General features: G+C 45.3%; 1 pseudogene. It reads right to left on the minus strand.

The annotated features are described in order from the left end of the window. Positions 1-217: 217 nt before the first annotated feature. Positions 218-565 (minus strand): annotated as a pseudogene (locus tag C7N83_RS14085) (subtype B tannase); the annotation flags it as partial.

The following is a 565-nucleotide window of genomic DNA, read 5'->3' on the forward strand; positions in this document are numbered from 1 at the left end:
TCTGTTCAGGCTTTATTTTTTGCTTTTGTCAAATAAATGCCGTCTGAAAATTTTCAGACGGCATGAACCCTTTGCAAAATCTTAGATTTGAGTAAAATTCAAAGCGATCTCTTTGCAAAAGGTGCAGACATATCACAACAAAGCCGGGCGTTCGGGAAGCGCATCACAAAAACATATGCCAAAAGATGGCGGTTCTACAAAGGTCTTGACATTTATCTTATCGGAGGCTGACTTGTTTTATCCATGCAAATAATTCATCCAAATCATAATCACCACTGTGCGGCACACCCCACGGCAAAGCATAATCGACTTGTAAGCGGTTGTTTTGCAGCTTGGCCGCCAATACGGCAGATACCGCCAATGAAGTGTCGCGGTCGTTGGTGCCGACGCGGATTCGCCAGTTTTGCGATGTTTGCGCTTTTGGGTCGCCGATGTAGTTCAGCGGATTCATCATTTTAATGTCTTGTGCATTAGCTAAAGCCGCGTTTTGAGCCGTGCTGTTTTCCATGGCAAACGCGGTGAAGTGTTGCTTGTCGGTATTGGCATTGCCAAACAACTGGTTCTC

It is taken from the genome of Neisseria iguanae, assembly GCF_003013245.1.
GTDB classification, from domain to species: domain Bacteria; phylum Pseudomonadota; class Gammaproteobacteria; order Burkholderiales; family Neisseriaceae; genus Neisseria; species Neisseria iguanae.